The sequence below is a fragment of the Dyadobacter linearis genome (assembly GCF_907165045.1).
Classification (GTDB): domain Bacteria; phylum Bacteroidota; class Bacteroidia; order Cytophagales; family Spirosomataceae; genus Dyadobacter; species Dyadobacter linearis.
On the sequence record NZ_CAJRAU010000006.1, the window covers coordinates 70,143 to 96,690 of the forward strand.

Here is a 26,548-nt window from a genome sequence, read left to right on the forward strand (position 1 = left end):
AATTAATTTTCTTTCGTTTCCAATTCGAAATGGTAAAGCTTGCGCGAGGGTATTCTCGACAAAAGCACCAGCCCCAGTACGAAGATCACCAGCAATGCCAGGATACTGTTGCGCATACTGCCGGTTAGTTGCTCTACAAATCCATAGATAAATGTTCCTACCACGATCGCGAGCTTTTCAGTCACATCGTAAAAACTGAAATAAGACGCAGTATCGGTCACATTTTCGGGAATCAGCTTTGAGAATGTCGAGCGGGAAAGCGACTGAATTCCACCCATAACCATACCGACTGTACAGGCAATCACATAAAATTCCATGGCTTCGGTCGTATAATAAGCGCCGGTGCAAATACCGATCCATATAAAAACCCCTATCATCAGGGCATAAATATTACCAATCTGCCCAGACAGCCACGCGAAAGTATAGGAGCCTGCAATACCGACCAGCTGGATCAGTAAAACCGTGATAATCAAACTCTGGGAAGGCAGCCGCAGCTCGGTCGCTCCAAAAATAGTGGCCACGTACATCACCGTGCGCAGCCCCATGGTATAGATAAAAAAGGCGCTTAAAAATTTAGCCAGGTAAGGCTGCTCGCGAAGCCTGGTATATACTTTCCGCAGTTGGGCAAAGCCATTGAATATCCAGTTGCCGCTTTGCTGCTTGCCGCGATTTCCTTTGGGTAAATAATAAAAAGGAATCTGCGCGAACAAAACCCACCATATCCCAACAGTAAAGAAAGAAATCCTGGCCGGCAGCGATTTTTGGGTGATACCGTAAAAATCCGGAAACAAAACCATGCTTAAATTAAAAAGCAGCAGCAACACGCTACCCAGATAACCCATTGAAAATCCCCGCGCACTGATCCGGTCGAAGTTGTCCTCGGTGGCTATTTCAGGCAGGTAGGAATCGTAGAAAACAATGCTTCCGCTCCAACCTATCAAGCTCAATCCGAAAAGGAATATCGAAGGAAGTAATGTTTCCTTGGTAAAAAAATATAAGAGTATGCAGCTCAGCGCGCCGGTATAGCAGAACAGCTGCATAAAACGCTTTTTCGTTCCGGTGTAATCCGCTATCGCCGTGCAGATCGGCACCAGTAATGCAGTGATCAGAAATGAGACTGAAACCGTGTAGGAAAACAGAACCGAGCTTTTGATTTGAAACCCGAAAAAATCAACCTGGCCGCTGCCCGATGCAGCCAGGGCCGTGGCCGAGAAATAGACTGGAAAAATGCTGGATACGATCACCAATGCGTGTACCGAATTGGCCCAGTCGTACATACACCAGGCATTGATAATAGAAGGGTTATTCTTTTTCATTCAAAAATATTTGACACAAAATAAGAAAAGCGGCAGATTAATTCCGCCGCCTTCGCAAATTTATATCTAAACGATCTGGTCAGATCACCGGCTCAAAAACCATGATCGTTTCCTGATCCCTTCCATTGACCGGCATCGTGCTTTTCAGACGCATTTTGCTGTTGGTCAGTTCTTCAACTCCAAACTTTCCTTTGAAACCTGAAATGTCAATGTCCAACATCTTGTTGTCCTCAATCAGATACCAGGTACCACCATTGATAACCTGTTTCGATTTCTGATCGATCGCTACCGTAGTATTGTTTTGTCTGAACTGAATATCCATCACCGACTTGATCGCCTGCGTCTGGGTATTAAGCTGGTTCATTGGAATATCCTTGCCGGTAAGGTCTGTCACAGTGGACATGCGCCAGGGATAATTGACCAGTATTTTGTCCTTCTCTGTTGGCTGAGGCGTTTCGTTCTTATCTTTGTCCTTGTCACAAGCTGACACAAAAAGCGCGAGAAACAAGCAGGATAGCAGCAATATTTTTTTCATATTCTTCTTTATTTTAAGATTCAAGGCAATCATCGATGTGGCGGTCAATCCTTTGAGCTTTCACGGAAAATTAACATTGCACACATTACAAAAGTAACGAATTTGTCGGGCCTATCTTATGATATTATCTACTAAAAACAATTTTAACGGTTTTCTCAGTGGCATTCTACTTGCAATCTTTACCGGGGTTACCTGCCTTGGCCAGGACTGTGAGCCAGGTTATGTGCTAAATCCGGTGAGCGGCAACAATAGCATTGAATGGGATAAGTTTCCTGAATTTTCGCTCCCTTTTAAGATCATATACAGCGGGCCGCGCTTTGGTGACACCCAGTCCCGCCCATTGAAGCATGGGTTCAGTCATATTGCTGCATTCAGCGGCCCCGAGCCCGGTTCACTTCCCCGCCAGAACCGGGCGGTACTATGGTACGGAGTGGCGACATCGAGCGGACAGCAGCCCTGGGCAGATAATGTTTTGAGAAGTCCGTGGGGAAATGATACCGCCGTTTACCGCAGCTATTGGGACAATTTCGCAAATACAGTAACCGATGTCGACATTGTATGCCTGGACATTGAGCGGATGCAGCGGGAAGACCGTGATATTCTGGCATTGAAAACCAATGCTGCGATCCCTGCCAATTACAGAAATTTGTCTGATGCCGATTTTCTTAATACGTATAAAAGAGATATGCGCTGGTGGTACACAGAGGCGATCAACAGACTGAGGGCCAAAGGCGTAACGGCGAGCATAACCAGTTACAGCGACGTACCTGTCCGCAATACCTGGCTGAATATCACCGCCAATTCCTGGCAGGACTGGCGTACCAACCCGGCGCGCACGCATTACCTTACGCAGGACGATGCGGGCAAGATTGGAGGAAGCTTTTTTAATGCATTGGATTTTCAATCGCCTTCACCCTACTACTATTACGGCTACGATAACCCGATCGGAAAGGATTATCTCTCCTATCTGCTCTTTAATATTGAGGCCAATGCAGCTTGGAGCGACAAGCCCGTGATCCCGTTTATATGGATGCGCATTCACGACAGTTATGATCCGAATACGCCGCTGATCGCCGATTTCCAGGCTGAGGCGACTGCGATATTTCCGTTTTTCTCGGGTGCGAAAGGGTTATGGATGTGGGAAAATCCGTTTTTTCCGGGTGATCGCCAGGAAAATTATGGTGCTTACGAGCATTTTATTTACGGATTATATCGCCTCTCCGAATTCAAAAGTATGTTTGAAGGCGCCTACCAGCTGGTCATTCCACAATCGGCGCGGGATCACATGGAACAGCAAAACCCGGTCTGGCGTGGTGTGGTTAAGGGTGAAGAAATCCTGATCGCCGCACAAAATCCGTATGCGGCCGACAATCAGCAGACTACGATCGGCGTCTCATACCAGGGTTGGTCGCGCACGATCACGGTCACCGGTAAAGAAGTTTTCCTCTGCAAGTTCGACCTCAACGATTCTGTCAATTCAAGCCAGCCGATGCTTTCTGACGCATACATTTTCCCGCATTTAGCAAACCGGGAGTTGAATGTGGTTCTTTCGGGTGTAAATGGCGTTTCTGATGTGGATTTTTCACTTACCAATACAAAGGGTCAGGTGGTATTTCAAAAGAAATTAAAAGCGAACGCTGGGGAAACCAGAGAAACGCTCGCCTTACCGCGACTCGCTGCTGGCATGTATTTTGCCCGCTTCGAGACTTTCAAACAGACAATTACAAGAAAAGTAGTTGTAAACCAGTAAGTTAATCATGAACCGACTCAGCGAGGAAACCAGCCCATATCTTTTGCAACACGCTCACAACCCCGTCGACTGGTACCCGTGGGGAGATTTAGCCCTGCAAAAGGCGAAGGAAGAACGCAAACCGATCCTGGTCAGCATTGGCTATTCGGCTTGCCACTGGTGCCACGTTATGGAAAGGGAATGCTTTGAGAAAGAGGACATTGCAGCGGTGATGAATGCGTATTTCGTCTGCATTAAAGTCGATCGGGAAGAGCGGCCCGATGTTGACGCGGTATATATGGACGCGGTGCAAGCGATGGGTGTGCGTGGCGGCTGGCCGCTGAATGTATTCCTGCTCCCGGATGCCAAACCATTTTACGGGGTTACCTACCTGCCACCTCAAAACTGGACGCAGCTTCTTAAAAGTATTCAAACCGCATTTACCGATCATTACGACGAGCTGGCCAAATCGGCCGAAGGTTTTGTAGAGAATATGGTTGTTTCAGAGACTGAGAAATTTGGCCTTAAAGCTACTACCGGTGGGTTTGAAGCCGAGAATCTGGACGGAATGTTTGAGACTTTGCAGAAAAATTTTGATACCTATAAAGGTGGAATGGACCGGGCGCCGAAGTTTCCAATGCCTTCCATTTACAAGTTTCTGCTGCGCTACTATGATGTAAGTCAAAATCCGGAGGCTCTTCGGCATATTGAATTGTCGCTGAACCGCATTGCACTCGGTGGTATTTATGATCATGTTGGCGGCGGCTGGGCGCGTTACTCAGTTGATGATGAGTGGTTTATTCCGCATTTCGAGAAAATGCTCTATGATAATGCGCAGCTGCTCGAAATTTTCGCCGAAGCTTATTCACTGACCCGCAATCCGCTTTATGCCAACCGGATCAGGCAGACGATCAAGTGGCTTTCCAGCGAAATGCGTAGCCCCGAGGGCGGATTTTACTCCGCATTGGATGCTGACAGTGAAGGTATTGAAGGAAAATATTATATCTGGACGCAAAGCGAGCTTACCGAAATCCTGGGCGAAGACTTTGAGTGGTTTTCCAAAATTTACAATATATCCCAAGCAGGAAACTGGGAACACGGCTACAATCACTTGCATTTAACGGAAACACCCGCGCAGGCGGCAAGATCAGCAGGAGTTTATACCGATCAGTTTGAGCAGAAATATGAAAACGTTTTAAGCAAACTCTTTGAAAAAAGAAAGGAAAAGATCCGCCCCGGCCTCGATGACAAGATACTCGCATCCTGGAATGGACTGTTGATTAAAGGATTAGCCGAATGCTACCGCGCTCTGGGTGATGAAAATATCCGGGAACTGGCGCTTTCTATTGGAGAATTCATTGCTTCGTCAATGACCGTTGAGAACAAGCTTTTCCACAGTCATAAAAACGGGAAATCATCTGTAACAGGCTTTTTGGAGGATTATGCGGCTGTAATACAGGGATATGTCGCGCTTTACCAGATCAGTTTCGATGAAAATTGGCTCATCAAAGCAGATCAGCTCGCCGCATACACGATCACCAACTTTTTTGACCAAACCGAAAACTTCTTTCATTTTACCGATACTTACGGTGAGGCATTGATCGCGCGCAAGAAAGAGCTTTTTGATAACGTGATTCCAAGCTCAAATTCGATCATGGCCCAGAACCTGTACAGCCTGGGAATGATGCTCGATAAGTTTGAGTACATTGAAATGGCCGACCAGATGCTGTCCAAGATGTCCAAACTAATCCTGACCGACGTGCAGTGGGTGAGTAACTGGGCAGCGGTTTATTGCACCCGGGCAATCCCAACTGCCGAGATAGCGATCATAGGTAACGACGCCGACGCAATCCGCAAAGATTTCGACCGCTTTTTCGTCCCGAATAAAATAGTAATGGGAACAAAAACGGCTTCCGAGTTGCCGCTTTTGCAACACAGGACGGAGATTAATTCAAAAACTGCAATCTATATCTGTTACAATAAAACCTGTCAGCTGCCTGTTACAGAAGTTGAAAAAGCGCTTGAACAGCTTGGCGGCGGGTCATAATAACGGAAAGTAACGCTCGCGGATCACATTCATGTGGTGAACAGGATGCCCGACGATCACAAAGCCCAGTGCGAGTGGCGTGATTTGCTTTCCATCTGCCGTTCCTGCACTCATAAGCATTGACTCGCTCATGTTCCTGAAAAGAGAAATGGTAGCTGTGCGAACTTGCTCAAATTCTTCCATCAGATCGCCAATGCTCCGCGTCTCAGCCAGGGTATTGGCGGCCAGTAGCTCTTCCTCGTAGCCTGCAAGAGGCGTTTTGTCTCCCCTTGAAAAGCGAAGCGCGCGGTAGGCCATAATCCGCTCGTTATCGACTACGTGCTGCAAAATGTCTTTCACAGTCCATTTTCCGGGCGCATATACCCGGTCTCCCAGCGCCTCCAGTTTCACGATTTCCGTATAAACGTTTGCGGGAGTGTGCTTTTCGAAGGCATCGAAAATGTCAATATCTTCGACGATATTAATGTACCTGTCAAAAAAAGGCGGCATCGGTTGAATGTTGGATCTTTTCATTTTTGTTTCCTATCAATGTGGCGTATACAAATGTAAGTAGCTGGTTATGCTGCGCGGAAAATACGGATTCGGGCTATACAAACAAATCGCTCGGGGCTGGATATTTATTCACCGGAGGTGACTTACAACTCATTTAGGGCTAGCCACTTTTGTATTATAAATCTTCTTGTTTATATGCCATCTTTTTATTTACATTTGAATACAAATCCTCTTGAAATTGAAAAGAATAGCACCGATCGGCTTGACGCTCTTATTGCTCTACCACATGTTTGGGCTAAGTTTCGCTGTGCTTTACTTTGAAAAGGATTACCAGGTAGCCGCAGTTTCAGGCCCACGTGGAGATCAGAAGATGATCAAAATGTACCACCCTTCCCTACCCTATTCAGGCGATGTTGAAATCTCAGGCGAAATAAAAGGGTTGATCCGGACAGAAAATGAATTTTACAATCCGGTGCAGGTTTTGCATTCCAATGACACCTTATACATCACACTCGAATCCAACCAGGGCGCGCGCGATCGCTTTGTAGAGCTGGCAGGAGCGATGGAAATGTTAAGTGACACGAAAGCTGAGCAGCCGCAGAGTCCTTACAGCAAAGCGATCAAACTGTTTAGTAATCTCTTAAATAGCTACGTTCCTGCCGCAACCCATAGCTTCGAAGTTGCCTTCCGGCCCGTTTTTACCATTCCCGCAAAATATCAGACACTGAATCCTGACATTTACTTGTCTTGCATAAGCCAGCTCAATACCCCGCCGCCCGAGCACTGCTGATTACCAGCTTCTAACATTCTTTCCATCCACTTACGCAGGCCGTTTCCGGTTCTGTGTATCCAAGGAGGTATTTCATTCTATCTAATTTGTGTATGATCAGTACTTTACTCAAAGTTCGGCGGTCGCTTACTGTTTGCTGCGCAACGCTGGCTGTCTCCATTTCCTCTGCATTTGCTCAAATGCCAAACGATGCCATTTATATGGGCAGTAAAACGGCTTGTCTGGCTGTGTCTTACAACCATAGTTCCTGGGATAAGTATTGGGAAAATTCTTTAAAAAGAAGCAATCTCAATATCGGGACGCACACGACGCAAAGTGTGATGCCAATGCTCGCGGTTGGTATTGTGAAAAATCTGAACTTGATCGTGGCCCTGCCTTACGTATGGACGCAGGCGAGCACAGGTAACCTGATGTGGCAGCGCGGATTTCAGGACGCTTCCGGCTGGTTGAAATACAGGTTTGTGAATGTGTCAGGATTTTCGCTGCATGCGATCGCAGGTGGCTCTGTTCCGATCACGAATTATGTTGCCGATTTTATGCCGATGTCGATCGGAATGCAATGCAAAACTGCTACTGCGCGGCTTCTGGCAAGTTATCGGCACAAAAGCGGTATTTATTTGACCGCGCATGCCAGCTACATTTTCCGCAGCAATATCCAGATCGACCGCGATTCCTATCAGGCCGACGACAAGCTTTACAGTTCCAATCAGGTTCGCGTACCTAATGCTTACGATGGCGCAGTGCGCTTGGGATATTTAAAACGGGCTATTCAGGCTGAGGGTTATGTAGAAACTGGTGCCTGCGACGGCGGGGATTACATCCGCAGAAACGATATGCCTTTCCCGACCAACAATATGAAATCGACGACTGTTGGGGTGTATGCCAAATATCAACCTAAAAACATTGGTGTAAATGCGCGCGCTGCGTATGTAGTGGCGGGTTCAAATGTGGGACAAACAACTGCCTTTTCAGCGGGCGTACTGTATCAGTTTCGCTATGCAAAGGCTGACAAGAAATAAACGATATTCTTCTTTTTGAAATGAAAAAATTAAATATATACCCATTCAAAACCGTCCTGCCAGGGTTAGTTGTCATTTTCTCACTTGCTCTTTTTTCGTGTAATAAGAATGTAAATGAGCCGACTGCCGGAATCAACGATCCTTCCAGCCTGGACGAAAAGGCGGGGGACTGGAAACCATACGTACTGGCATCCTCAAACGAAATAAATGTTGCTCAGCCAGAAGCGATCACAACCGATTATTACAAAACCGAGCTTAAAAAGCTCAAAGAAGTTGTGAATGCAGCCACTCCGCAGCAGAAAGAGAAGGTTAACTTCTGGGGAGCCGGCGCTGTATATCGCTGGAATGAGATCGGCCGCGAACTGGCGGCGCGCTACAATACACCTCCTGCATCTAACCAGGACGGAAAATACCCGGTGCCCGATCCAGCAAATCCGCTGGCAGATCCTAAATTTCCATTTGCCAACCCGCCTTATACAGCCCGCGCGCTGGCTTACCTGAGCGTAGCCCAATACGATGCGCTGGTAAGTGCCTGGAATTACAAGTTCAAATACAACCGGCAAGCTCCTTCGAAAAACGACGGGGAGATCAAAACACTGCTGCCGGTCACCAACCTGCCTTCCTATCCTTCCGAAGATGCGGTAGTGGCCGAAGCTTCTTTTCAGATCCTGAAAGCGATGTTCCCGGGTGAAGTGCCTTACCTGGAACAAAAACTGAAAGAGCACAAAGAAAGCCGCATGTGGGCGGGAATGAATGTGGCCAGTGATATTGAAGCCGGTGCTGCGTTGGGAAAAGCAGTTGGTGAAAAGGTAATGGCAAGAGCGAAAACCGACGGAATGGGTGCAGCCAACAATCAGGCTAAAACCGCAGAGATGATCGCCAATGCGAAAGCGATCGGTATTGCAGAGCCCTGGGTTAGTCAGGAATTCCCTCCCCGCCCGCCCATGCTGCCAACTTACGGTTTTGTAAAGCCATGGAACTTTGATGCCCAGACACTTCCGGCGATCCGCCCGACACCGCCTCCTGCGATCGGTAGTGCAGAGTTTAAAAAAAATATGGATGAGCTGACTGCTATCGCTAAAAATCAGACACGCGAGCAGGCACGGATCGCCAGCTTCTGGTCCGACGGGGTGGGAAGCTACACGCCTCCGGGACACTGGCACCGCCGCGCTGCCAACCTTTGTCATGAGAACAAATTCAGCGAAATAAGAACTGCGCGTACACTGGCATTGCTCGGTACTACTTTGCAGGATGCGGGAATTGCTTGCTGGGACGCTAAGTATTATTACTATTATCCACGCCCGAACCAAATTGACCGGAAGGTGAAAACCTCAGTAGGATTGCCGAATTTCCCTTCCTATACCTCGGGCCATTCTACGTTCTCAGGCGCTGCCGCAGCTTTGCTGACGCATATTTTCCCATCAGAAAAGCAGAAACTGGAAGCAATGGCCAACGAAGCTTCGGTTTCCCGCATTTATGGTTTGATCCACTACCGGTTTGATTGCGAAGCCGGCTTATCGACGGGACATAAGGTAGGTGGATTCGCTGTTGCAAGAGCGAAAACGGACGGGGCTGAATAGTTTTATATTGTTTTAAACATAAAAGTAGCAGTGCCGGGTGGCGCTGCTACTTTTATGTTTTTTGCAAGTTTCTATAATTAAAAACCAGAACCAACTAGCCCAGATTATTGATATCAAACGGCAGTTTTCGAATGCGCTTACCCGTTGCGGCAAATACTGCATTGCCTAATGCAGGCGCAATAGGCGGCAGACCCGGCTCACCTACTCCACCGGGAACACTGCCGCTATCGACAATATGCACCTCCATTTTCGGCGTTTCGTTCAGGCGCAGAATGTTGTATTGGTGGAAATTCGTCTGATCGCAGATACCGTTTGTGAATGTGATCCCGTCTTTGATTGCGGCCGTCAAACCCATTATGATGTTACCTTCCGTCTGCGCTTTTACATTATCAGGATTGACATAATACCCGCAGTCGATCACCGAAACGACTTTGTCAATGCGTACGCCCTGGTCTTTTTTGGTTACAGTAATGCAGCAGGCCGAAATGCTTCCAAAGGATTTGAACACTGCAATACCCTTTCCGCTTCCCTCAGGCAGTTTTTCGTCCCAGTTCGCCTTTTCGGCAAGGGTATTCAGTACTTTTTGAAAACGTTCGTCAGGCAGTATTTCCAGACGCGCTTTTAGGGGGTCTTTCTTAGCCAGATGCGCCAGCTCATCTATAAAACATTCCTGTCCCCAACCAAAGTTGGACGCGTACACCGATCGCCACCAGACAACGGGAATATCGGTTTTCACATTCGTCCAGCTCACTTTTGACGCAGCATCAAACTGATATTTGCTGTTTTCAATACTCAACTCGCCGCCTATCCAGGAGTCAGCTTCGTCTTCTTTCAAACCCTTAAAAACCTGACGGGCAATGGATTCGCCAATAGTGTGGTGATGAAAACCGGTAATTTTTCCCTTATCCACAAAACCCTGCATATGACTGAGCATCCCCGGCCGGTAGGGTCCCTGCGAAATATCATCCTCCCTCGACCAGATTACTTTCACGGGCTTTTTAACCTGTTTAGAAATATGACAGGCTTCTAAAACGAAATCGTGGTATGCTTTCCTGCCGAAAGCGCCGCCCAGCAATGCTACATTGATCTTAACCTGCTCAGGCTTAACTTTCAGGTAACCACAAACGTCCCGCAAAGTCCAGTCCGGGCCTTGCACCGGCGCCCATATTTCAACCGATCCATCGTCCTTCACGTGTGCAATCGCGTTTTCCGGCTCAATAGGCGCGTGCGCAAGGAATGGTGTTTCGTAGTTGGCTTCCAGTTTTTCCTTTGCTGCCGCAAATTTGGCGGAGAAATCTCCCTTTTCTTCGAAGTTAATACCAGGTTTTCCGGCAGCCTCGGTGGTTGCTGCAAAATAGTCTGCGTTATTGAGTGACTTTTCGTAGCCCGCATTATCCCACTTCACTTTCAGCGCTTTTTTACCTTTCAATGCTGCCCAACAATTGGTAGCAACCACCGCCACAGCTTCCGAAGTGCGGTGCGGCATGGTGCGCTCGGTTTTGATCACCTGCAAAACGCCCTTCACTTTCTTGGTTTCCGAATCGTCAATAGAGACAACCTTGCCGTGAATCGCAGGCGAATGCAGGATACTGGCGTAAACCATGCCCGGCACGTCCACATCAATACCATAAATCGCCTTGCCCGTCACCCTTTCCGGCACATCCAGGCGCTGGTTGTATTTTCCTATAATTTTAAAATCCTTCGCTTCTTTGAGTTTAGGCTCTTTGGGGATTTCGAGTTTGGAAGCGTCATCGGCCAGCTCGCCATAAGTCAGCGATTTGCCAGTTGTGTGAACAATTTTTCCATCCTCGGCCCTGCATTCAGAAACCGGGACATTCCATCGTTTCGCCGCAGTTGTTGTCAGCATTTCGCGCGCCGCGGCACCTGCTTTCCGGATCGGCAGCCACAGTTCGCGCACAGAGCTGCTGCCCCCCGAAGTCTGGCTTCCATATTTGCCGTTCCCGTCGCTCTGCACGATCAGAACTTTGTTCAGACTTACCTCCAATTCTTCGGCGAGCAGCGAAGGTACGGCCTGCGTAGAGCCCTGGCCCATATCGGGGCGCGGGTTAACCAGCGTGATATTGCCGGCAGTATCAATGATAATAAATGGATTGATTTCAAGTTTCAGGATCGCCGCACTGATCTTTTTCAGCGAGGCATCTTTCGTAAATCCCGATATCCCCAATGCAAGCCCAAAGGAGGCAACTGCGGAAGTTTTCAGGAAGTTACGGCGTGAGTTTTTTATGTTTTCCAAGATTTGTTGGGCTTAAATGCTGTCAACTTTCTGATGCTATTACCTCTTCCCGATTCCGCTTTCCGAAACCTTAATTTCTTCGGCGGCGCGGTGGATCGCTTTGCGGATCCGGTCGTAAGTGCCACAGCGACAAAGGTTTCCGCTCATTGCCGCGTCAATATCAGTATCGGTAGGCTTTGGATTGGACTTCAAAAGCGCCACGGCCGACATGATCTGTCCCGATTGACAGTAGCCGCATTGCGGTACCTGCTCCTCGATCCAGGCTTTTTGGATGATATGCATTTTCCCGTCGCCAATCCCTTCAATCGTCGTGATCTTGTCGCTTTTACCTACACTCGAAACCGGCGTCTGGCAGGAGCGCGCCGGCTGACCATTTAAATGCACGGTGCAGGCGCCGCACATCGCCATTCCACAGCCGAATTTTGTTCCTTTTAGCCCTGCAAAATCTCTCAAAACCCAAAGCAAAGGCATGTCGGGCTCAACGTCCACCTTTACTTTCTTCTCATTAACTGATAAGTTATAAATCGCCATAGTGAATAATTTTAACAGATGGTACTGTCAATCTATACGTAAATTATCCTAAAAAAAGCAGTTAAACAACCACCCCGCATTCGATAGCCGCTGCATTTGGGCTATATTTCAAAAACAAAGCTATTTTTGCCGCAAGACCTTAACCCCACCTGAGACGATGATTAAAAACGACGCTGTCGTACTGGGAATTTTAATGGCGATCCTGGGCGCAATATTTTTCACTGCGTCGCTCGATTCAAGATCCTGGAAGCGCTTTTACGGCATTATCCCACCGCTGTTGCTCTGTTATTTTATTCCCGGCCTGCTCAATTCTTTCGGGATCGTCGACGGACCCGGTTCGCAGCTTTATCCGGTTGTATCCAAATATTTCCTGCCCGCCTGCCTGGTGTTCTTTACGGTGGGAATGGACTGGAAGTCACTTGCCAAACTTGGCCCGAAAGCATTGATCGCCATGCTGGTAGGTACGGCCGGGATCATGATCGGCGGGCCGCTGGCGCTTTGGATCGTGGGAAGCATCAGTCCGCAAACGGTTGCAGGCGAAGGTCCGGATGAAGTCTGGCGGGGTTTGGCGACGATCGCTGGAAGTTGGATCGGCGGAGGCGCGAATCAGACCGCGCTACGGGAAGTTTTCAGACCCAGTGACGTATTGTTCTCCCAGATGGTCGCGGTTGATGTATTAGTGGCCGAGCTCTGGATGGCGGTGTTGATCTACGGAGCTGGTATTGCGGCGAGAATAGACAAGATGCTGGGCGCAGACAGCCAACTTGTGGAAGATGTTAAATTGCACATGGCGGGCGAAATCCAGGCCAATGAGCGGAATCCGCTGGTGAAAGATTACATATTAATGGCAGCCGTCGGTTTCGGCGCAACCGGCCTGGCGCACGGGCTGGCCGAGCTGATCACACCCTATCTTGCCCAAAATTATCCAGGACTGGAAAAGTACAGCCTTACTTCCAACTTTTTCTGGGTAATCAGCATTGCCACTTTGATCGGGATCATTTTATCGGCAACTCCGGCGCGCAAACTCGAATATACCGGGGCTTCGAAGCTGGGTACCGGATTTCTTTACGTGCTCGTGGCAACGATCGGAATGCAAATGGACCTGGGCGCAGTTGCAGATAATCCGGGCCTTTTTGCAATCGGACTGATCTGGATCGGCGTTCATGCCGTGATATTGATCGCAGTTTGTAAATGGTTGAAGATACCATTCTTTTTCCTGGCGGTCGGTAGTCAGGCGAATGTAGGCGGCTCGGCTTCGGCTTCGGTTGTAGCGGCTTCATTTCACCCATCGCTCGCGCCAGTCGGGGTATTGCTGGCTATTTTGGGCTATGCGATAGGAACTTACGGGGGATACCTGACTGCGCTCTTGATGCAGTGGGTTAGTAATGGTTTATAATTTCTACTTAGTCGATTTCTAAAACCAGCCCGTCGTAGCCCAGTCTTACATGGTCAGGAAGTTCGGTTTCTACCACAGCGTGCAAGCCCAGCTTGTGGCTGATGTGTGTGAGATATGCCTGCGGGACTTGCAGTTTTTCAATCAGTTCAAGAGCCTGAGCAAGCGTGAAATGAGATAAGTGAGGCTCTTTTTGTAAAGTATCCAACACTAAAATCTTCGAACCCTTTATTTTTTCCTGTTCTTTCTCTGAGATAAAATTGGCATCGGTAATGTAAGTGAAGTCGCCGATCCTGAAACCGTAAACAGGCAGCTTGTGGTGCATTACTTCAATAGGAATTACATTAACCCCCAGTACATCAAATGGCTTATTTTCAATTGGATGCATTTCAAAATGCGGCACGCCGGGGTAGCGTGTTTCCGAAAAAGCGTAGGAAAATTCGTTGCGGATCTGATTTAATACTTCTGCCCGGCCATAAAGCGGCATATCCTGCTGCTGGCGGTGGTTGAATGCGCGGATATCGTCCAATCCGGCAGTGTGATCCTTATGCTGATGTGTAAAGATGGCCGCATCCAGGTGCTTTACATCAGCCCGGAGCATTTGCTGTCGAAAATCCGGACCGGTATCAATTACAAAGGTCCGGCCTTGCGTTTCGATCAACACGGAGGCGCGTAAACGTTTGTTGTGCTGGTCATTAGAACGGCAAACGGCACATTCACAGGCTATAACTGGTATCCCCTGTGATGTGCCGGTCCCTAAAAATGTGATCCTCATTCGGTTTTATTCTGTCAAATGCGCCACCACTTCAACCAGGCGGTCAAAATTCAAAGGCTTCATCAGCGCATCATCAAATCCTGCCTCTTTAAAATCCTCTTCTGAATAATTTTTAGCATTACCTGTGATCGCTACGATCGGCGTTTTGGCCTTTTTCTCGTTAGGCAATTTGCGGATGCTTCTTGCGCATTCCATTCCGTCCATCACAGGCATATTGATATCAAGCAAAATAATATCGAAATCCTCTTTTTCAAGAAGCTGCAATACTTGTTCGCCATTTTTCACTGAGGTAATTTCATAATGTTGAAATTCCAGAATTTTCCTTGCCAGATTTTGAATTACTGAACTGTCTTCGGCAATGAGTACTCGCTTGGTGTATGACATACGATGGGTCAGGTATTGGTTTTAATTATTTGCCAGGTCAATTTAGGTATATTTCAATCAACAACGCAAACCGGTTTTGTGCGAAATTTCAAAAATATCACAAAAAAGTAAATAATGCCGGGATACTTTTTTCCGTGCTGGCATAAGGTGTAAGTTTGCAAACCGTTTACCATTACCGTTTTAGTTATGTTTAAAAATAAAGTGATCCGTTACAGCACGATCGCGATGGTTATCGCTATTCTGGCCTACTTCGTGATCGAAAATTTTTCTTCCGGCAATGATCCCCTCGCCGCAGTTGACCCGCAGCAATACAAAACCAAGCTTCTTGAAGAAAGAGCAGCCAAAGATGAGCAGTTCCGAACCCAGGAAGACTCCCCTATTGCGGACAAAACCAGCTTCCACGGACTGCATTATTTCGATCCGAATATGACATTCCGCGTGAAAGCTACCGTTTCTCCTTATATGAATGATGATAAGGAAATGATCGTGAAATATACCGACGGTACCAGCGAGAAATATGAAAAATACGGCTATGCGAATTTTACGATCATGGGCGAAGCTCAGAAGTTGCTGCTACTTAAAAATGAAGGCGTTATCTCCGTACTTTTTCAGGATGCCACCAGCGGAAAGCAGACTTACGGAGGCGGCCGCTACATTGACTACCCGGTTGCCGATATCAAAAACAATATGCTGATCCTGGATTTTAACAAAGCGTATAATCCCTATTGTGTATACCAGGAATCTTACGCCTGCCCGGTTCCGCCAGCTGAAAACAAGCTGACTATACCTATTGAGGCTGGTGAGCTGATCGAAAGCGCGGTGCACGAATAGGCCGGCTGGCATATAGAAAAAGTCATTTGTAGTGCATTTGACAAAGTCGCGTTCCAACTAAATCATTATTTTTGCATAAAGGCGGTTTTACGACAAAGCCGCTTTTATTATCATTATAGTAATCGCATGAAGATCTCTTATAAGTGGCTTAAAGACCTTATTGAAATTAACGAAAATCCCGAAGAAATCGGGAAACTGCTCACAGCTACCGGGCTGGAAGTGGAAGCAATAGAAGAGATTGAATCCGTAAAAGGAGGCTTGCAGGGCGTAGTGGTCGGGCAGGTATTGACTTGTGAAAAACACCCGGAAGCTGACAGACTAAGCCTAACAACTGTGGATGTAGGTGGTGAAAACCCGCTTTCTATTGTTTGCGGCGCGCCTAATGTGGCTGCGGGTCAAAAAGTGATCGTTGCTACTGTCGGTGCAGCACTTTACCCGACCGGCAGCGAGCAGCCTCTGGTTCTGAAGAAATCCAAGATCCGCGGCGCATTGTCGGAAGGTATGATCTGCGCCGAAGACGAATTGGGAATGGGCACTTCCCACGATGGTATCCTGGTTTTAAATACCGACGCAGCGAATGGAACACCAGCCAGCGAATATTTCGGTATTTCTTCGGATTATTTAATAGAAATTGGCTTAACCCCCAACCGTGCCGACGCAGCTTCCCATTTCGGTGTAGCCCGGGATTTGAAAGCAGTTTTGAACCGGCCTGTCACGCTTCCGTCGGTCGCCGGATTTGCAGTAGCGAATCAGGATCTTTCCATTCCGGTTGAAGTGCGTAACCAGGAAGCCTCTCCCCGATTTACAGGGCTGACGATCTCGGGAATCCATGTAGGCGAATCGCCCGACTGGCTGAAACAGCGTTTGCAAACGATCGGAATCCGGACGATTAATAATATTGTAGATATTACCAATTACGTGTGTCACGAGCTGGGCCAGCCGATGCATGCTTACGACGCTGCCAAAATAAAAGGCGGTAAAGTGATCGTGACTACATTGGCAGAAGGTACCCCGTTTGTAACACTGGATGGAGTCGAAAGAAAACTGTCGGCTACTGATCTGATGGTTTGCAATGCAGGCGACGGAACTACGCCGGAGCCGATGTGCATTGCGGGTGTTTTCGGCGGAGCGACTTCGGGCGTTTCTTCTGAAACCACTTCTATTTTCCTGGAATCTGCTTATTTCTCGCCGGCCTGGGTTCGCAAAACTGCCCAGCGTTTCAGTCTGAAAACAGATTCTTCGTTCCGCTTTGAACGTGGTACTGATCCTAATATGCCGCTTTTTGCATTGAAGCGCGCGGCCCTGTTGATCCAGGAAATCGCCGGCGGTCAGGTTTCTTCCGATATCGTTGACATTTATCCTGAGTCGATCGAGGATTTCAGGGTTGAGATGAAATACCGGAATATTGACCGGTTGATAGGAAAAACACTTGATAAGGAGTTGATCAAAAGTATTTTAAGTAACCTTGATATTCAGGTTGAGAACGATACTGACGTAACTTTCACTGCAATCGTGCCTCCCTACCGGGTTGATGTGCAGCGCGAAGCGGATGTGATTGAAGAAATTCTGCGCATTTACGGCTTCGGTCAGGTGGAACTTTCTGAGTCAATGAGCTCCGAGTTTTTGTCTGACTTTCCTGTAAATGATCCTGAAAAGCTGCGGTTACGTGCTTCTGAATTGCTGGCAGGCAACGGATTTAATGAAATGATCAACAACTCGTTGACCAAAGCAGAATATCAGCAGTCGCTGGGAGATAGTCTTTTTGGTGAGCCGGTGAAAATCCTCAACTATCTGAGTGAAGATCTGTCGGTAATGCGCCAAACGCTGCTTTTCTCAGGATTAGAGGTAATAGCGCACAATGTAAATCGCCGGCAGCGTGATCTGAAATTATTTGAATTTGGCAAAACCTATCACCAGACCGGCGATAAGTATGTAGAAAAGGAAAGGTTATCCTTATTTCTGACAGGCAATATCCAGCAGGAATCCTGGACTGAAAAATCGCGCGAGGTTACATTCCACGACCTGGCTGCATTCGTCAATCAGGTTTTGGCTTCATTAAAAATCAGGGAAGTTGAAAAGCAGGAGGCCGACAAAACTATTTTTAAAAGCGGATTGACACTATTTGCCAACAAAAAACCAGTAGTGACACTTGGCTTGCTGAATGCGGCCGTTACCAAAAAACTCGATATCAAGGCACCGGTCTATTTCGCAGATTTCGACTGGGAATATTTGTTGCGCCAATATAGTGCAGCAGTGGAATACCGCGAGGTACCCAAATTCCCGGAAGTGAGAAGGGACCTTTCTATTGTCGTAAATAAGAAAATTACTTTTGAAGAGCTCAAACAGATCGCCTACCGGACCGAACGCCAGTTGCTGCGTTCTGTGAATGTATTTGATGTGTATGAAGGGGCTAACCTGGAAGGCAAAAAATCCTATTCGATCAGTTTTATCCTGCAAGACGAGCAGCAGACGCTAACAGATAAAGTGATCGACAAGTCGATGCAGCGATTGATCAGTGCTTATGAGAAAGAATTTGAAGCCGTGATCAGAAAATAGACTGGAAGCAATAATTTGTTTGATCAAAATTCATCAGGCTGACAAATGGAAAGAAGCATTGAGCGCATTATTGAACACAAACTATCTGACCTGGAAAGGAAACTTGAGTTTTTGATCAACACAAAAGAAAAATTAAGCTGGACAATTTCGGAGCTTCAGCGCGAAAATGCCGAGCTTAAGCTGGCCAATAATAAGCTAAAAGAAGAGTCAAGGGAATTGAAGAAAAAAAGCGGGAGTTTGGAAAAAGACTTTAATAAGTCCAAAACTTTCGCTAAAATTGTCACTAGTAAACTGACACCAACAAGCGGAATTGCCGAGCTGAAAGACTCAGTTGAAAGATATATCCAGGAGATTGATAAGTGCATAGAATTGCTTGAAGATACCTTATGAAAAAAAATAGCATACCTAATCCAGACGTTTCTGTCTTTATAAAACTGCTGGACAGAGGTTTCAAACTGAGCGTTCCGGCGGATCAGGAGAAATTTTACAGGGATGGGTATGAGGTGTTCTTGCATCGCGTGCAACAGCATAAATTAAGAGGAAAAGTATACGGAGACATCGAAGCCATCGCGCTGACTTCCATTGAGTGCCTTGTGGCATTGCAACGGAACCAGGAGCAGATGGATGATCTGATTCTGGCTTTTAAAAACAGAGTAGAGAAACTGGATGAAGCAATCTCCGGTGCCATTGAAAGCTAACAACTGTAGAGCAACCCTTTAATTTCAAAATCTTCTAATACTTCTTTTAACTCCTTCACTTTCGGCATTTTTAGCATTGGTGTAGTCGGTAAAACCAACTATATATAAACCATTATGGAAATGTCAAATTCTTTGTTTTTCATCGTAGTCCTCTCCGATATCATCGCCATCGGTGTGGGAATTTTTGCAGGTAAATACATTTTCCAGCGATCCTTTGATCAAAAGGAAAAGGAAGCTCAGGAACGGGCAGCTGAAATTCTCCGAAATGCTGAAAGTGCCGCTGAGAATATCAAAAAAGACCGGATCCTTGAAGCCAAAGAAAAATACTTAAGACTCAAAACAGAGTTCGAAGAAGACGCTAACAAGAAACGCACCATCCTTCAAAGCAACGAGCAGAAACTGAAACAGCGCGAGCAAAGCATGAACCAGGCGCAGGAGCAGAATAAGCGCCGCGAAAACGAACTGGAAACGCTGAAAAACAACCTCAACCAGCAGCTTGAAATCGCCACAAAACGCAAGGAAGAAGCTGAAAAATCATTACAACAGCAGGTTACACAACTTGAAAAGATAGCTAACCTGACTGCCGAGCAAGCTCGCGAGCAACTGATCGACGCGCTCAAAGCGGAAGCAGATACAAGAGCGGGATCGTATGTGAAGAGCGCAATGGAAGAAGCCCGCCTGACCGCCACAAAAGAAGCCAAGAAAATCGTTATTGAGACCATACAGCGCACCGCTGCCGAGCATGCGATTGAGAACTGCGTGTCTGTTTTCAATATTGAAAATGATGATATTAAGGGTAAGATTATTGGTAGAGAAGGTAGAAATATACGCGCCCTGGAAGCGGCTACTGGTGTTGAGATCATTGTGGACGATACACCGGAAGCGATCGTAATCTCTGGTTTTGATCCGGTTAGAAGAGAAATCGCGCGACTTTCACTACACAGACTTGTTCAGGACGGAAGGATTCACCCTGCCAGGATTGAAGAAGTAGTTGCCAAAACGCGCAAGAATATTGACGATGAGATCGTGGAGATCGGCGAGCGTACTGTGATCGATATGGGGATTCACGGCCTGCACCCAGAGTTGGTTAAAATGATCGGAAGAATGCGTTTCCGCTCGTCGTATGGACAAAACCTGCTGCAACACTCCCGCGAAGTAGCTAAGCTCTGCGCGACGATGGCATCGGAATTGGGCTTAAATACAAAACTGGCCAAAAGAGCCGGTCTTCTCCACGATATTGGTAAAGTGTGGCCGGAAGAATCCGATCTGCCGCACGCGATACTTGGAATGGAACTCGCCAAGAAATACAAGGAAAATCCGGAAGTATGTAATGCGATCGGGGCTCACCATGATGAGATCGAAATGACGAGTATTCTGTCTCCGATCATCCAAGTTTGCGATGCTATTTCAGGCTCACGTCCGGGTGCTCGCCGCGAGATGATGGAATCCTACATTCAGCGTCTGCGCGACCTGGAAAATATGGCCCTTTCATTCGAGGGAGTTGAGAAGTGCTACGCGATCCAGGCGGGACGCGAGTTAAGGGTAATTATTGATGCGGAAAATGTTTCCGATGAAAAAGCAGGTATGTTGTCGTTTGATATATCTCAAAAAATAGAAAAAGAAATGCAATACCCCGGACAAATCAAGATCACTGTGATCCGCGAGATGCGTTCGGTTGCCTATGCGCGCTAACTTAGATTATCATACATGAATTACTCACAGCTTACCAGTTCAGAACGACTGGGTATCCAGACGCTCGGCGAACTTAAAAAGGCAGGTTATCAGACACGTTCCATCAAGCAGGAGTTAAGAGATAATCTGATTACGAAGATCAGGCTAAAAGAAAATATTTTCCCGGGTATCTGGGGTTACGAGGAAACGGTCATTCCGGATGTGGAAAGAGCTATCCTTTCGATGCATAATATCAATTTCCTGGGACTGCGCGGGCAGGCAAAAACGCGTATTGCCCGGATGATGGTGGATTTGCTCGATGAATATATTCCTTACATCAAGGGCTCCGAGCTGCACGACGATCCGCTGGAACCGCTTTCGCGCAATGCAAAGGATTTCCTTGATGACCACGGAGATCATACAGAAATCGCGTGGCTGCACAGAAGCGAGCGCTATACTGAAAAGCTGGCGACACCGGATGTATCTGTCGCAGATCTGATCGGTGATGTGGATCCTATTAAGGCAGCCACACTGAAGTTGCCCTATTCAGACGAACGCGTGATCCATTTCGGACTCATTCCACGTTCGCACAGAGGTATTTTTGTGATCAATGAACTTCCTGATTTGCAGGCACGTATCCAGGTGGCTCTATTCAATATTTTGCAGGAAGGCGATATTCAGATCCGTGGTTTCAAGTTGCGTTTGCCGCTTGATATACAATTTGTATTCACGGCCAACCCGGAAGATTATACCAACCGCGGAAGTATTGTCACGCCGCTGAAAGACCGGATTGAAAGTCAGATCGTGACCCACTATCCGAAGACGATCGAAACGGGTAAGAAAATTACGGAGCAGGAAGCGGTTGTTAAAGCTGAGCAAAAAGAGATCGTTAAAGTAAATGAGCTGGCCAAAACGCTGATTGAACAGATCGCATTTGAGGCGCGTGAGAGTGAATATGTCGATAGCAAAAGCGGTGTTTCTGCGCGTTTGACGATTTCTGCTTACGAAAGCTTGCTGAGCACAGCCGAGCGCCGTGCGCTGATAAACGGAGAAACTTCCACTTATGTGCGCATTTCGGATCTTTACGGCGTAGTTTCGGCGATTTGCGGTAAGGTCGAGCTGGTTTATGAAGGTGAAGTAGAAGGGCCGGTTATTGTGGCGCAGAATCTGATCGGAAAAGCGATACGGACACAGTTTTTGAATTTCTTCCCGGATCCTGAAAAAACAAAAAAGAGCAAGATCAACCCTTATGCGAAGGTTATAGAGTGGTTTGGCGCCGGAAATGAAATGGAAATGCCGGGCGATATGACCGAAAGGGAATATGTGGCAAGGCTAAAGACCATCGACGGCCTGGATGATTTTGTAGATATGCTGAGTGCCTATTCCAATGCAGAGGAAAAGCTGTTCATGATGGAATTTGCATTACACGGAATGGCGGAATTCTCTTTGATCGGAAAACAGTCGCTTGACCAGGGAATGAAGTTTCAGGATCTGGTGAGCAGTATGTTCTCAGGACCGGAAGATGAAGACTTTGATTTTGATGAAGACGATGACGATCGCAAACCGTTCTAATTCATAGAACTGGATATCAACAAAAAATGCCCTGTTTTAAAGCAGGGCATTTTCATTTTACAATAATCTTAACTTATAATGGTGCTCCTTCGTCTACGATGTTTGGCTCACTGGTATCAATCAATGCATCAGGTTCATTATTGACTTTCCCACGCACTTTGGCTTCCAGTTCGTCCAGCAGCTCAGGATTGTCTTTCAAAAGCGTTTTAACCGCATCCCTGCCCTGTCCTAGCCTGTTTCCATCATAGCTAAACCATGAACCGGCTTTCTTAACGATTTCCAGTTCCACAGCAAGGTCAATTACTTCACCTACTTTAGAAATACCTTCACCATACATAATGTCGAACTCTACCACTTTAAACGGAGGCGCGACTTTATTTTTCACCACTTTCACACGGGTACGGTTACCCAGAATCTGGTCAGCGCTTTCTTTGATCTGTCCGACGCGGCGAATATCCAGACGCACCGAAGCATAGTATTTCAGTGCATTACCACCGGTAGTCGTTTCAGGGTTCCCGAACATCACACCGATTTTTTCTCTCAACTGGTTGATGAATATACAGCAGCAACCGGTTTTGTTAATGACGCCGGTCAGCTTGCGAAGGGCCTGCGACATTAATCTTGCCTGCAAACCCATCTTGCTTTCACCCATTTCACCTTCAAGCTCTGCTCTTGGAACAAGTGCTGCAACGGAGTCAATTACGATAATATCCACAGCCCCGCTGCTGATCAGATGTTCTGCGATTTCAAGTGCTTGCTCGCCATTGTCAGGCTGGGAGATCAGCAGATTACTTGTATCAATACCAAGCTTTTCAGCATACGCCCTGTCAAAAGCGTGCTCTGCATCGATAAATGCTGCCAGGCCGCCTTTCTTTTGTGCCTCTGCAATGCAATGCATGGACAGCGTTGTTTTACCCGAAGATTCCGGGCCATATATCTCAACGACGCGACCTCTCGGCACGCCTCCTACTCCTAATGCCAGGTCAAGCCCGAGCGACCCTGTAGAGATAACCGGAATATCCAAAACCTTACTGTCGCTCAGGCGCATTACTGTGCCTTTACCATAAGTTTTGTCCAGCTTTTCAAGTGTGGTCTGTAATGCTTTTAGTTTGTTGTCCTTATCGGAAATTGGTTGTGCCATAAATGGTGACAAAAAGTTAGTTTGTACATAGAAAAAGCGGCTTTTGCAGTACAAAAACCGCTTGAAAACTGGTCTTTTTCTAATTGTAAATTTAGTAAATTCAGAGCACAAAGCAATGTAGTATTCGGCAAAAAATGATGCTTTTTATGGCTTAAAGCTCATTCCTAAATCGTTAGCTAACAGTCAGGCAAATTGCTAGTTTTCAAATGGTTAATTTCATTGATTTTAAGGTAAAGCAAGTCGCGTGTTTACCTCAGATCCATGATATGTATCCGAAAAATCACTTATTTTATTGATATGTTACCGGCTCGCAGCTTTTAACTAGATTTGCGCCGCTGAGGCCGGTTAAAGCTGGCCTTTTTACATTAACAATCTTGAAAAAATACGCTTCCATTGATTAAGAAGATATTACTGGCCTTGCTGGCTGTCATTCTGTTGCTGAGTATCTTTTATTACGATGTACTCTCTTACGGCTTCATGCAGGCGCGCGGACAGATCAGTATTTTGATGAATGTAGAGAAGGTAGACGATATCCTGTCCGATCAGAATTTCCCCGACTCTCTCAAAAGAAGGATCCGTTTGATACAGGAAATCAAGCAATTTGGTGTGGATTCGCTTGGTCTTGAACCATCTGAAAACTATACTACTTTTTACAACCAGCACGGTCGTCCGCTGATCTGGCTGATCACCGCTTCTGAGAGATACAAAATTGAACCTCACGAGTGGCACTTCCCTATCGTCGGGACTTTTCCTTACAAAGGCTTTTTCGATTCTACCAGAGCAGTTTCCGAGGAAAAGGAGCTGATGAAAAAAGGGCTGGATACGGATATCGGGGACGTTTCTGCGTGGTCGACGTTGGGCTACCTGAAAGATCCGATCCTTTCCAGTATGCTGAAAAGGAAGGACGGCAGCCTGGCAAATCTGATCCTGCACGAGCTTACGCATGGTACACTTTTTGTCAAAAACAATCTTGAACTGAATGAGAACCTGGCAAGTTTCGTCGGGGACCAGGGCGCGATCCGGTTTTTGAAATATAAATATGGAGCTGAATCTCCCGAAATGCGGACTTATGAATATTCGAAAAAATATAACGACGCCTATTCGCAGCACATGCTGCGCGGGACGGTGCGACTTGATAGTTTATACAAAACATTTGGAAATGAAAAAGCTGCGGATGCCCGGAAGGATACTTTGAAGAAGCAGTTGATCAGACAGATCATTGATGACACGGACACACTTCTTTCGGGGACCCAAACGTTAACAACAAAAAAACGACTTGCCGACGATAAACTGCCTAACAATGCATACTTTATCAGTTACCTGACTTATAAATCGAAGCAAGAAATATTTTTGAAAGAGTTTGAAAGCAAGTTCGCGGGCGACCTGAAAGCTTACCTGCAATATTTAAAAAAGCAGTACCCCTCTATGTAATAACCTGATTAGTATGAAGATAGCCATTTCGATATTAGCCGCTTCAATCTTATTGTTTTTATTTTCTTTCCGTCAAATGGAAGGAGAATCTGCCGAAAACCGAGTAGTGTCCAACAAAAGTTTTGGTACGGGGGAGCGTGTTGAATACCGCGTCCACTACGGATTTATCAATGCAGCCGAGGCAAAAGTCGAGATTTCTAAGAATATCTCGATGATTAATAGCCGCCCCTGTTACCGCGTGAATGTAACCGGCCGAACTGTGGGCGCATTTGATCTGATCTCCAAGGTTAGAGATACCTGGCGTTCCTATATTGATACTACGGCTATTTTGCCACAAATGTTTGAGCGGCAAATTCAGGAAAACAAGTATAAAAAAGAGGAAAAGGTGATGTTCAATCACCAGAGAGATCAGGCTGTATCCAGCGTAAAGGACGAAACGAAAACTTTTGCGGTTCCCAATAATATACACGATATTATCAGCGGCTACTTCTTTTTGCGTACCGTCAACTTCGAAAAAGTATCCGAAGGCGAAATTATTGAAGTACCTACTTTTTTCGACGGAGAAGTTTATAAACTGCGCGTCAGATATGTGGGCAAAGATGTGATCAAAACCAAATTCGGAAAAACACGCGTTTTGAGAATTAACCCATTGATTCCTACCAATAAGTTTTTCAAGGATGAAGGGGCAATGCGACTCTGGGTTACAGATGATTCCAATAAGATACCTGTAAAAGCCGAGGTAGAACTTAAAATCGGCTCGTTGGAAATGGACTTGAAATCATACAGAGGTTTGCGTAAAGAAATCACCTGGTTCTGAGTTTATTCCGTTTTCTCCAATGCTGTATCTGCCTGAGCGGAAACGGCAATCGGTTCTTGGATATCTTCCAGAAAGGCACGGTAGTGCTACCAAAACTCTTATAAAAAGATGCGATGGAGCTTTTCATCGGACTTTCGAAGTCGAAGATCAAATCGCTCTCTGCGTGTAGCTTGATATAGCTATCCAACAAAAATGTCCTCGCATTATCTTTCCTGCCAATTTCATCGGCCGCATTAAACAGAAACACAGCTTTTCCCCTGAACCGGATCATCAGGATACCCGCGTGAATAACCCCGTCCCGATGCGCATACCACAGATCGCAGCATTGCATTCGGCTCAGACTTTTAAATAGCGCTTCCAGCGTCTGATATGAAGCGTGGCTAACACCTCCGGGGATCCGGCGTGCGTGGTGATTTACAAAAAGAAAAATCAGCGGATGAATATGGTTACTGACCGAATAACGCCACCTGGACTTCTCCGAGCGCTTTAAATTCCGCACGCGGTCCCTGGAATAGCCATTTGCTATTTTCTCATATTGCTGATCCAGAGGAAGCCAATGTGTTTCCTGCTCCTCAACTTCGATACCTGCAATCTGACTAAGCTGAGAACGCAATACTTCATGATTATCGGGATTAAAATGATAAGCCGATATGTAGCGGTAATGCTTATTGAGCTGAGCCAGGAAAGCAGTGATCTCTTCGGCAGTAACTGGCCTTTGAGAAAAAACACCCAGATACTGGCAAAAATGCGGCTGGTAAATAATTTCAAAGCCCCATTTCCGGCGCACCGGCAGCGGCATAATGGTCTCATATTCGCCCGCGGAAGACCAGACGAGCGCCTTCCAGTCGGCGCATACCAGATCGAGGTAAAAAGTGAAGGCGTAAATAATGCTTTGCGTGGACTTTTCTACAAGTCTGTTCCAGGCTGCATCGTTAATTTCATTGCGGTTTAATAGGATCGGGACCAACGTTTCAGAGTCAAGTGTG

General features: G+C 46.7%; 23 protein-coding genes. 14 read left to right on the forward strand and 9 right to left on the reverse strand.

The window, feature by feature from the left end; translation table 11 throughout:
- Positions 1-2: 2 nt before the first annotated feature.
- Together KOD92_RS19520 and KOD92_RS19525 are read right to left on the reverse strand one after the other, a co-directional pair.
- Positions 3-1,316: an MFS transporter gene (locus KOD92_RS19520; protein WP_215235279.1), complete on the reverse strand. Its 1,314-nt coding sequence runs from the start codon at positions 1,314-1,316 to the stop codon at positions 3-5.
- Between the two features lie 79 nt (positions 1,317-1,395).
- Entirely contained in the window at positions 1,396-1,851 is a 456-nt protein-coding gene (locus tag KOD92_RS19525; RefSeq protein ID WP_215235280.1) for a hypothetical protein, read from the reverse strand.
- Between the two features lie 118 nt (positions 1,852-1,969).
- Between KOD92_RS19525 and KOD92_RS19530 the strand changes: the two genes are divergently transcribed.
- Together KOD92_RS19530 and KOD92_RS19535 are read left to right on the forward strand one after the other, a co-directional pair.
- Positions 1,970-3,601 carry a T9SS type A sorting domain-containing protein gene (locus KOD92_RS19530; RefSeq protein ID WP_215235281.1) on the forward strand — a complete coding sequence of 544 codons (1,632 nt, stop codon included), beginning with the start codon at positions 1,970-1,972 and terminating at the stop codon, positions 3,599-3,601.
- 7 nt (positions 3,602-3,608) lie between these two features.
- Positions 3,609-5,627: a thioredoxin domain-containing protein gene (locus tag KOD92_RS19535; RefSeq protein ID WP_215235282.1), complete on the forward strand. Its 2,019-nt coding sequence runs from the start codon at positions 3,609-3,611 to the stop codon at positions 5,625-5,627.
- Here the strand turns inward: KOD92_RS19535 and KOD92_RS19540 are convergent.
- The gene (locus KOD92_RS19540) at positions 5,622-6,140 is read right to left on the reverse strand and encodes a DinB family protein (protein ID WP_215235283.1); all 519 of its coding nucleotides are present in this window, start codon (positions 6,138-6,140) and stop codon (positions 5,622-5,624) included. The two genes, KOD92_RS19535 and KOD92_RS19540, sit on opposite strands and share 6 nt — an antisense overlap.
- A 217-nt stretch (positions 6,141-6,357) precedes the next feature.
- Here KOD92_RS19540 and KOD92_RS19545 point away from each other — a divergent pair, with 217 nt between their 5' ends.
- From KOD92_RS19545 to KOD92_RS19555, 3 genes are all read left to right on the forward strand, one after another.
- On the forward strand, positions 6,358-6,909 hold the full coding sequence (locus KOD92_RS19545) for a hypothetical protein (protein WP_215235284.1): 552 nt from the start codon (positions 6,358-6,360) through the stop codon (positions 6,907-6,909).
- 92 nt (positions 6,910-7,001) lie between these two features.
- Entirely contained in the window at positions 7,002-7,928 is a 927-nt protein-coding gene (locus tag KOD92_RS19550; RefSeq protein ID WP_229254763.1) for a hypothetical protein, read from the forward strand.
- 20 nt (positions 7,929-7,948) lie between these two features.
- Positions 7,949-9,508 (forward strand): phosphatase PAP2 family protein, encoded by a 1,560-nt coding sequence (locus tag KOD92_RS19555; protein ID WP_215235285.1) that lies wholly within the window; start codon positions 7,949-7,951, stop codon positions 9,506-9,508.
- Between the two features lie 94 nt (positions 9,509-9,602).
- Here KOD92_RS19555 and KOD92_RS19560 read toward each other — a convergent pair whose 3' ends face one another.
- Positions 9,603-11,762 carry a molybdopterin cofactor-binding domain-containing protein gene (locus KOD92_RS19560; RefSeq protein ID WP_215235286.1) on the reverse strand — a complete coding sequence of 720 codons (2,160 nt, stop codon included), beginning with the start codon at positions 11,760-11,762 and terminating at the stop codon, positions 9,603-9,605.
- Positions 11,763-11,801: 39 nt separating this feature from the next.
- A complete protein-coding gene (locus KOD92_RS19565) occupies positions 11,802-12,293 on the reverse strand; it encodes a (2Fe-2S)-binding protein (protein ID WP_215235287.1) in 492 nt (163 codons plus the stop codon).
- A 157-nt stretch (positions 12,294-12,450) separates the two neighbouring features.
- Between KOD92_RS19565 and KOD92_RS19570 the strand changes: the two genes are divergently transcribed.
- The gene (locus KOD92_RS19570) at positions 12,451-13,689 is read left to right on the forward strand and encodes a DUF819 family protein (protein WP_215235288.1); all 1,239 of its coding nucleotides are present in this window, start codon (positions 12,451-12,453) and stop codon (positions 13,687-13,689) included.
- Between the two features lie 7 nt (positions 13,690-13,696).
- Here the strand turns inward: KOD92_RS19570 and KOD92_RS19575 are convergent, their stop codons facing one another.
- Together KOD92_RS19575 and KOD92_RS19580 are read right to left on the reverse strand one after the other, a co-directional pair.
- Complete coding sequence (locus tag KOD92_RS19575) at positions 13,697-14,461, reverse strand: MBL fold metallo-hydrolase (RefSeq protein ID WP_215235289.1); 765 nt, start codon at positions 14,459-14,461, stop codon at positions 13,697-13,699.
- A gap of 6 nt (positions 14,462-14,467) precedes the next feature.
- A complete protein-coding gene (locus KOD92_RS19580) occupies positions 14,468-14,845 on the reverse strand; it encodes a response regulator (protein ID WP_149638454.1) in 378 nt (125 codons plus the stop codon).
- A gap of 186 nt (positions 14,846-15,031) precedes the next feature.
- On the opposite strand from KOD92_RS19580, the gene KOD92_RS19585 reads away from it, so the two are divergent.
- The 6 genes from KOD92_RS19585 (at position 15,032) to KOD92_RS19610 (ending at position 22,173) form a co-directional block, all read left to right on the forward strand.
- Entirely contained in the window at positions 15,032-15,676 is a 645-nt protein-coding gene (locus KOD92_RS19585; protein WP_215235290.1) for a DUF1684 domain-containing protein, read from the forward strand.
- Positions 15,677-15,802: 126 nt separating this feature from the next.
- Positions 15,803-18,232 carry a phenylalanine--tRNA ligase subunit beta gene (pheT, locus tag KOD92_RS19590; RefSeq protein ID WP_215235291.1) on the forward strand — a complete coding sequence of 810 codons (2,430 nt, stop codon included), beginning with the start codon at positions 15,803-15,805 and terminating at the stop codon, positions 18,230-18,232.
- Between the two features lie 45 nt (positions 18,233-18,277).
- Positions 18,278-18,622, forward strand: coding sequence for a hypothetical protein (locus KOD92_RS19595; RefSeq protein WP_215235292.1), 345 nt, complete (start codon positions 18,278-18,280; stop codon positions 18,620-18,622).
- Positions 18,619-18,930 carry a cell division protein ZapA gene (zapA, locus tag KOD92_RS19600; protein ID WP_149638458.1) on the forward strand — a complete coding sequence of 104 codons (312 nt, stop codon included), beginning with the start codon at positions 18,619-18,621 and terminating at the stop codon, positions 18,928-18,930. Before KOD92_RS19595 ends, zapA begins: the two co-directional genes overlap by 4 nt.
- A gap of 120 nt (positions 18,931-19,050) precedes the next feature.
- Positions 19,051-20,622, forward strand: a complete 1,572-nt coding sequence (gene rny / locus KOD92_RS19605) for a ribonuclease Y (protein WP_215235293.1) — start codon at positions 19,051-19,053, stop codon at positions 20,620-20,622.
- 15 nt (positions 20,623-20,637) lie between these two features.
- A complete protein-coding gene (locus tag KOD92_RS19610) occupies positions 20,638-22,173 on the forward strand; it encodes a sigma 54-interacting transcriptional regulator (RefSeq protein WP_215235294.1) in 1,536 nt (511 codons plus the stop codon).
- Between the two features lie 73 nt (positions 22,174-22,246).
- Here KOD92_RS19610 and recA read toward each other — a convergent pair whose 3' ends face one another.
- The gene (gene recA / locus KOD92_RS19615; RefSeq protein WP_215235295.1) at positions 22,247-23,314 is read right to left on the reverse strand and encodes a recombinase RecA; all 1,068 of its coding nucleotides are present in this window, start codon (positions 23,312-23,314) and stop codon (positions 22,247-22,249) included.
- A 393-nt stretch (positions 23,315-23,707) separates the two neighbouring features.
- Between recA and KOD92_RS19620 the strand changes: the two genes are divergently transcribed.
- Both KOD92_RS19620 and KOD92_RS19625 read left to right on the forward strand, forming a co-directional pair.
- Positions 23,708-24,745 carry an aminopeptidase gene (locus KOD92_RS19620; RefSeq protein WP_215235296.1) on the forward strand — a complete coding sequence of 346 codons (1,038 nt, stop codon included), beginning with the start codon at positions 23,708-23,710 and terminating at the stop codon, positions 24,743-24,745.
- A gap of 13 nt (positions 24,746-24,758) precedes the next feature.
- Entirely contained in the window at positions 24,759-25,562 is an 804-nt protein-coding gene (locus KOD92_RS19625; RefSeq protein ID WP_215235297.1) for a DUF3108 domain-containing protein, read from the forward strand.
- Here the strand turns inward: KOD92_RS19625 and KOD92_RS19630 are convergent.
- A complete protein-coding gene (locus KOD92_RS19630; RefSeq protein ID WP_215235298.1) occupies positions 25,549-26,529 on the reverse strand; it encodes a GNAT family N-acetyltransferase in 981 nt (326 codons plus the stop codon). The genes KOD92_RS19625 and KOD92_RS19630 overlap by 14 nt on opposite strands.
- Positions 26,530-26,548: the final 19 nt, after the last annotated feature.

Bases quoted from the DNA above. Each gene is read 5' to 3' on its own strand.
- KOD92_RS19625 (WP_215235297.1), top strand. From the start codon at position 24,759: ATGAAGATAGCCATTTCGATATTAGCCGCTTCAATCTTATTGTTTTTA.
- KOD92_RS19540 (WP_215235283.1), bottom strand. From the start codon at position 6,140: ATGAAAAGATCCAACATTCAACCGATGCCGCCTTTTTTTGACAGGTAC.
- recA (WP_215235295.1), bottom strand. From the start codon at position 23,314: ATGGCACAACCAATTTCCGATAAGGACAACAAACTAAAAGCATTACAG.
- rny (WP_215235293.1), top strand. From the start codon at position 19,051: ATGTCAAATTCTTTGTTTTTCATCGTAGTCCTCTCCGATATCATCGCC.
- KOD92_RS19520 (WP_215235279.1), bottom strand. From the start codon at position 1,316: ATGAAAAAGAATAACCCTTCTATTATCAATGCCTGGTGTATGTACGAC.
- KOD92_RS19525 (WP_215235280.1), bottom strand. From the start codon at position 1,851: ATGAAAAAAATATTGCTGCTATCCTGCTTGTTTCTCGCGCTTTTTGTG.
- KOD92_RS19555 (WP_215235285.1), top strand. From the start codon at position 7,949: ATGAAAAAATTAAATATATACCCATTCAAAACCGTCCTGCCAGGGTTA.
- KOD92_RS19585 (WP_215235290.1), top strand. From the start codon at position 15,032: ATGTTTAAAAATAAAGTGATCCGTTACAGCACGATCGCGATGGTTATC.
- KOD92_RS19535 (WP_215235282.1), top strand. From the start codon at position 3,609: ATGAACCGACTCAGCGAGGAAACCAGCCCATATCTTTTGCAACACGCT.
- KOD92_RS19570 (WP_215235288.1), top strand. From the start codon at position 12,451: ATGATTAAAAACGACGCTGTCGTACTGGGAATTTTAATGGCGATCCTG.
- KOD92_RS19595 (WP_215235292.1), top strand. From the start codon at position 18,278: ATGGAAAGAAGCATTGAGCGCATTATTGAACACAAACTATCTGACCTG.
- KOD92_RS19530 (WP_215235281.1), top strand. From the start codon at position 1,970: ATGATATTATCTACTAAAAACAATTTTAACGGTTTTCTCAGTGGCATT.
- KOD92_RS19565 (WP_215235287.1), bottom strand. From the start codon at position 12,293: ATGGCGATTTATAACTTATCAGTTAATGAGAAGAAAGTAAAGGTGGAC.
- KOD92_RS19575 (WP_215235289.1), bottom strand. From the start codon at position 14,461: ATGAGGATCACATTTTTAGGGACCGGCACATCACAGGGGATACCAGTT.
- zapA (WP_149638458.1), top strand. From the start codon at position 18,619: ATGAAAAAAAATAGCATACCTAATCCAGACGTTTCTGTCTTTATAAAA.
- KOD92_RS19610 (WP_215235294.1), top strand. From the start codon at position 20,638: ATGAATTACTCACAGCTTACCAGTTCAGAACGACTGGGTATCCAGACG.
- KOD92_RS19580 (WP_149638454.1), bottom strand. From the start codon at position 14,845: ATGTCATACACCAAGCGAGTACTCATTGCCGAAGACAGTTCAGTAATT.
- KOD92_RS19550 (WP_229254763.1), top strand. From the start codon at position 7,002: ATGATCAGTACTTTACTCAAAGTTCGGCGGTCGCTTACTGTTTGCTGC.
- pheT (WP_215235291.1), top strand. From the start codon at position 15,803: ATGAAGATCTCTTATAAGTGGCTTAAAGACCTTATTGAAATTAACGAA.